This is a genomic window from Arthrobacter sp. UYEF21 (assembly GCF_040546085.1).
In the GTDB taxonomy this organism is placed as follows: domain Bacteria; phylum Actinomycetota; class Actinomycetes; order Actinomycetales; family Micrococcaceae; genus Arthrobacter.
Window position 1 is genome coordinate 153,723 of sequence record NZ_JBEPNF010000007.1, and the last position, 6,000, is coordinate 159,722.

At 65.8% G+C, this 6,000-nt stretch carries 5 protein-coding genes; 1 reads left to right on the plus strand and 4 read right to left on the minus strand.

All coding sequences use genetic code 11. The features are described from left to right. Positions 1-49 precede the first annotated feature (49 nt). The 4 genes from ABIB27_RS10120 to ABIB27_RS10135 form a co-directional block, all read right to left on the minus strand. Positions 50-2,038: a penicillin-binding transpeptidase domain-containing protein gene (locus tag ABIB27_RS10120; RefSeq protein WP_354216907.1), complete on the minus strand. Its 1,989-nt coding sequence runs from the start codon at positions 2,036-2,038 to the stop codon at positions 50-52. A gap of 71 nt (positions 2,039-2,109) precedes the next feature. Next, positions 2,110-3,552, minus strand: coding sequence for a phytoene desaturase family protein (locus ABIB27_RS10125; protein ID WP_354253850.1), 1,443 nt, complete (start codon positions 3,550-3,552; stop codon positions 2,110-2,112). After that, entirely contained in the window at positions 3,545-5,011 is a 1,467-nt protein-coding gene (locus tag ABIB27_RS10130; RefSeq protein ID WP_354216905.1) for a glycosyltransferase family 87 protein, read from the minus strand. The genes ABIB27_RS10125 and ABIB27_RS10130 overlap by 8 nt, the downstream gene beginning before the upstream one ends. A gap of 62 nt (positions 5,012-5,073) precedes the next feature. Next, the gene (locus tag ABIB27_RS10135) at positions 5,074-5,217 is read right to left on the minus strand and encodes a hypothetical protein (RefSeq protein WP_354216904.1); all 144 of its coding nucleotides are present in this window, start codon (positions 5,215-5,217) and stop codon (positions 5,074-5,076) included. 378 nt (positions 5,218-5,595) lie between these two features. Here ABIB27_RS10135 and ABIB27_RS10140 point away from each other — a divergent pair. Next, the coding region (locus tag ABIB27_RS10140; RefSeq protein WP_502909162.1) for a transposase at positions 5,596-6,000 on the plus strand (405 nt) is incomplete at its 3' end.

The following is a 6,000-nucleotide window of genomic DNA, read 5'->3' on the forward strand; positions in this document are numbered from 1 at the left end:
ACCTTTCGATGCATTATCTGGACAAAAACTCCGGGATTGGGGCGGGGGGTTAGCCGGCGGCGGTCAGGAACTGCTTGAGCAGCGGCCCGGACGTGGTGGCACCGAGGCCCCCGTCCTCGACAAAAACGGCAACCGCCAGATCACCGTGCACGGCCACAATCCAGGCGTGCGTCTTAGGCGGCGTCTCCTTGCCGAACTCCGCCGTTCCGGTCTTGGCGCGCACGGGTGCCCCCGGCACGCTGGCCAGGAAACCGGCGTGGCCGGACGTGACCACCGCCCGCATCATGTCGGACAGGGCCGCGGCTTCCACTGCCGTGATCGGTTTATCGGACGCCTGGGACGGCGCCTTCGGTGTAACGCTCGACGACGGGGACGCGGCGTCAGCGGTCGGCTCGCCGGGCGTCCCTCCCGTGGCTCCGGCGGCGGGGTTCAGGACCAGCTGCGGTGAGACCGGGGAGCCCTTTGCCACGGAACCGGCCATAATGGCCGCCGCCAAAGGGGACAACAGCACCTTGCCCTGGCCGATCATCGACGCCGCGTGTTCGGTGCCGGCAGCCTCGCCGGGGACGGAGCCGAGGAATGCCGTGGCACCCAGCGAGGGGGCCGCCACTGCTACCCCCATGGCGACGGCAGCCGCCTCAAGCTGGGCCTGGGTGACGGTGTCCCGCGCCGCGATAAACGCAGTGTTGCAGGAGTGGGCGAACGCATCGCGAAGGGCAATCGACCCGAGGGAAGACTCGGGGTAGCCTTCCGAGTTCTTGAAGGTCCGGCCATCCACCTCAAGGGTGGGTGTGCACTCCACCTTCGAATCGGGGGTCTGGCCGTTGCGGAACATCGCCAGCGAATCAACCATCTTGAAGATTGATCCCGGGGCGTACTGGCCCAGCATGGCGGTGTTGTAGCCGTTACTTCCGGGTCCCGAGGCGGCTGCGAGCACAGCGCCAGTGGAGGGCCTGAGAGCCACGATGGCCGAGGCCGGACCCACGCCGGCCAGCGTGCTCTCCGCCAGGGTCTGGAGGTTCGGATCAAGGGTTGTCTTCAGCGGCGTGCCGGGTGTGGGGGCCTTCTCGAAGACCACGCGGCGCGGATCCGCGCCAGCGGCGTTGATCTGTTCCCGGGTGAGGTCGGCCCGGTGCGCACGGATCACCACGGCGTCGGTGCCGCGGAGCTGGGCGTCGTACTGTTGCTGCAGGCCGCCGATGCCCGTTACGTCCCCGGCGCTCAGCGCACCGGCCGAGGCTTCGATCTGCTCAGAGCTGGCCGCACCGACGGAACCGAGGACTGCCCGGGCGAAAGAGCGGCTCGGCGCCAGCGGCTGGCTTTCCGCGATGGCGCGGGCACCCGGGATGGCGTTGATCTGTTCATCAGTGACGGTCCTGCCCTCTTCGCGGAGGGTAATGGCCGGGATAAAGGCCTCGGAACCGGACGCCGAAACCTGCTGGGCATAGGCGGCGGCATCCACACCCACCAGTTCAGCCAGCTTGGTGGCCGACGCGGCGGCGTCGGCGGTCCCCAGGCGAGGTTTGTCGATTCCCACCTTCACAACGGGCCGGTAGGTGACCAGCTTCGCGTCGCCGGCGCCCAGGATGTCGGCCCGCTGCGGCGACTGCGTGCCTTTGGTCAGAATCTCGTTGTCGGCGAGTTCCGGAACCAGCGAGGCCGGGTTCCAGACCGTCAGCCATTTGTCGCCGGACTTGTTGAACTCGGCGGAGACCGTGTACTTCCACTCATCCGAGCCGCCGATCTTCCAGGTGTAGTTGAGGGGAACGGTGGCGGTATTGCCCTCCAGGGAGAGGTCTCCGGTTTCCACTGAGGGCTTGTCCGGGTCGAGGGCTTTGAAAACGTCCAGGACCTGTTGCTTGGCCACGGCGGGGTCTTTGCCGTCAAAGGCAACTGAGCCGACGTCGAGGGCGGCCACCGCTGCCGCAAACTGTTTGGCGGCACTTTCGGCACCCCCTCGGCTGTCGTCGCAGGCCACCAGGGAGGCGCCGAGGATGAGACCAGCTATGGCAAGTGACAGTTTCTTTGAGTTCCCCACGGCGCTATTATCCAACACCGCGGCAACCCCAGACTCCGGCGTGCGGGCCGCAGGTCTACGGTGCGGGATCCTCAAGGTATTCCAAGCGCCGGAACTTTCAGACCGAATATGTCCTTCAAAGCATGTTTCGCTGCGAAGAAGCCGGGCATCCCCGTCACCCCGGGGCCAGGCGGAGTAGAGGACGAACAGAGGTACACGCCGGGGACCGGCGTCCGCCACGGAACGGGGGAAACAACCGGCCGCTGGATGAGGCCGCGCACGTCCATGATGCCCGCGCTGAAGTCGCCGCCAACATAGTTGCGGTTATAGCTGGCCAATTCCGCCGCCGTGGTCACGTGGGTCTGCACCACCACATCGCGGAACCCTGGCGCGAACCGCTCCAGCTGTGCAGTCACAGCCTCTCCCATGTCCCGTGTTGATCCGGCGGGGACATGGCAGTAGGCCCACAGGATGTGCCGTCCGGCTGGAGCCCGGGCGCTGTCGAAACGCGATGGCTGGGTCACGAGGACGTAAGGCCGCTCAGGGTGTTTCCCTGCGGCCACCTCATTCTCGGCCCGGGCCAGTTCGTCCCGTGTTCCGCCCACATGCACAGTCCCGGCATCCGCCAGGTCAGAGGCAGCCCACGGCACCGGACCGGACAGGATGTAATCCACCTTGCAGGAACCGTTTCCGTAGCGGTATGACTCCAGGGACCTCCGGTACTTCTCAGGCAACTGGGCTCCGGCGATGTGCAGCAGTCCACGGGGTGCAACGTCCAGCAACGTTGCCCGTGCACCGCCAAGCTGCCGAAGACTTTCAACCGGCTCCCCGGTGCGGATCACTCCGTCGTGGCCCCGGATGTCGGCGGCCAACGCCGCTGCGATGGCCGCCGAACCACCCAGGGGGACCGGCCAGCCCTGGGCATGGGCCAGCGCGGTAAGCATCAGGCCGGCCCCTGCGGCCGCCAGCGAAGGCAGGTGCGACACCGCATGGGCCGCCACACCGCTGAGCAGGGCTGGCGCAAGTGGCTCGCGGAACCGGGTATTCCACAGCCGGGATCCCTGTTCGAAAGTCCGCAGCCCGAAGAGCGCGGCCGCCAAAGGATCGCGGGGGATCCGAAGCAACTGGTGCTGCGTCAGGTCCATAACCCCCTCGATGCGGCTGACAAGCGGCCCGAGGAGCCTGCTGTAAGCTGCACCGTCCCGGCCAAGCGCCTGGACAGTCCGCTCGAGCGAGTGATAGCCGAGGGCAGCCCGGCCGCCGTCAAGCGGTGATCCGAACGAAAGCTCCGGGACCACCAGGTCTATGCGGCGTTGCAGTTCGAAGGCACGGAAGAAAGGTGAGGCCAGCGCCATCGGATGCACGGCCGAGCAGATGTCATGGAGGTGCCCCGGCTGCATCAGTTCGGAGGTCCGTGTGCCGCCGCCGATGGTTGCAGCTGCTTCGTGGACTTCCACAGAGAGTCCGGCCCGGGCCATGACCACAGCGGCGGCCAGTCCGTTGGGCCCGGATCCGACGACGGCGACATCAGGCATTGTGTTTCGCCCGCCATGGGAGGACGGCCTGGGCGGGTCGGAAGGGCCTGAAACGCAACCAGTCAGGCAACCCGTCAAAGGGTCCGCCGTGGGGGTCGTCGAGGTGGTGCCGGCGCACGGGGTCGTAGTTGGGGTCATAGATGTCCCACGCAACCCGAACCATCAAATATGCCGTTACAAGCATATGCAGGGAAACTGCCAGGACGTAGTAAGGCATATCAATATTGTGCTGCGTGGGACCCTCGCTCGTCACCTGCCCCAAGTACATCCAGACGGCAGCCCAATAGAGCCCTTCAATGCCCTGCCAGACCAGGAAATCCCGCCAACGCGGCCTGGCCAGTGCCAGGAGCGGAATCAGCCACAGCACAAACTGGGGAGAGTAGACCTTGTTGGTCAGAATAAGGGCGGCGACCAGCAGGAAGGCCAGTTGGGCCAGGCGCGGCCGCCTGGCGGCTGTCCACGCCACACAGGCCACGGCGGCGCACGCCAGCAGGAAGGTGGCCAGTGCCAGCACGTTGATGACCGCCGGATCAAGGACCTGCCAGCGGAGCCGCCGGGCCACCAGGTTGTAGGCAAACCACACCGAACCGTAGCCGGCTTCCCGGGACTGCGTGGACCCGAAGAAGTACCCCCATCCGGTCGGATTGGCCAACGCGGCAGGGGCGTTGACAGCGAGCCACGCCGCGGCGGCCGCGCCGGCGGTGATCAGGAATGCCCTCATCCGGCCCGTACGGACGGACAGGAGGAAGATGGCGGCGAGAATCAGGGCGGTGTAGGGCTTGGTGGCTGCGGCAAGGCCGAACAGGAGTCCGGCCAGTACCAGCCGCCCGCGCGCAAAACACAGCATGCCAACGGCCAGCAGCCCAACCGCCCACAGATCCCAGTTAATGGTTCCGGCCAGGACGATGCCAGGGGCGAGTGCCACCATGGCCGCGTCCCAGGGGCGCCGCTGGGTCATCCGGGCTGTGGCCAGGACGGTGACGATCCAGACGGCTGTGATCAGCGTGGCATTGACGTCAAAATACCCCAGGATCCGGGCATCCGTGACGCCGTCGCCCGGGATGAGCCAGGCCGTAGCGCCAACGATGAGGCCCATCACGACCGGGTATTCAAAGAGGCTCCCCTGGCTAAGGAACGTGAACGGATCCTCGCTCAGGCCACGGTCCCGGAAGAACTCGGGGAAGTCGGAATAGCAGGTGGAGTAGAACTGACCGGGGGTCTGCCAGCCGTTGGTCCGGCAGTAGCTCTTGATGGCGAGGCTCGCCAACGCTGCCAGGACTGTCAGGATGATCAGCACCCGTTCAACCGTGAACACCCCGGGGGAGACCACGCCGGGCGCCGACCGGGCGCCCATCGGCCCGCCAATCAGTTCCGTGAAGTTCTTCAGCAGCAGGTCACTGCGGCTGGGAACAACCAGGCGGGCACGCTGTGGGCGCCCCGGGTGCTTCGTCTCCTGCATTCTCCGAGCTTACCGGGAGCGTAATGCACGCCGGCCCCGCGATGGACCGCATGCACGCCGGCTCACTTCAGGCCGGATATCTGCTGATGCATCAGAACAAACACATCGTCGCGTTGTTGATCCAGCAACTCCCCGTTGAATGCGCGGCGGTCGGCCCGGAGAGGCCTGCGCAGACGGCTCAGGGCCCTGGGCATCTTCTTGACCATGGCGGCCACCTCCTTTCGAAAGGAAATTGGGCATGGCAATAACGTCATTTAAAGTCAGGACGATAAAAGCGTGAAAAAGCACAGAAATGCCTGAGGTTTATGAATTGTTCGAATATGCGTCAAAAGGGTGGCGGTCATCTTCCATCCGCTAGGTGCGTGGGTCAGAAATGACAGGCCCTAATTCTTAAAACGCCGACAGAATAACCATGTCCTCGTAGGGGCGGCTGGGAGAATCGTGGGCATGGTTACTGGTTCTTCCGCGCAGGATGGTTTGTTCGACGAGTCTCTGGTCGAGCGGGTCGAGCAGCCCACCGATGTGCCCATGGATGCCAACGCCGGGGCCAGGAACGCTTCAAGGCGTTCGAGCCCGATGCGGTGATGCTGGTCCCGCCGTCGCTGGAGGAGTGGTTGCCCCAGGGCCATCTGGCCCGGTTCATTGGCGAACTCGTCGACGGGGAGCTGGATCTGACCCGCTTCTATGCCTCCTATGCCAAGGCGAAGGGCCAGCCGCCGTATGATCCGCGGTTGATGCTGCGGATCGTGCTTTACGGGTACTGCGTCGGGGTGCGGTCCTCGCGGGAACTGGAAAAGGCCTGCACGGACGTGGTCGCGTTCCGCTGGCTGGCCGCCCAGCAGGCCCCGGATTTCCGGTCCATCGCCCGGTTCCGCGAACGCCACCTCGCGGCGTTGGCCAACGTGTTCCTCCAGGCACTGGAACTCTGCCGGGCCGCGGGCATGGTCTCGTTGGGCCATGTGGCACTGGACGGGACGAAGGTCCGGGCC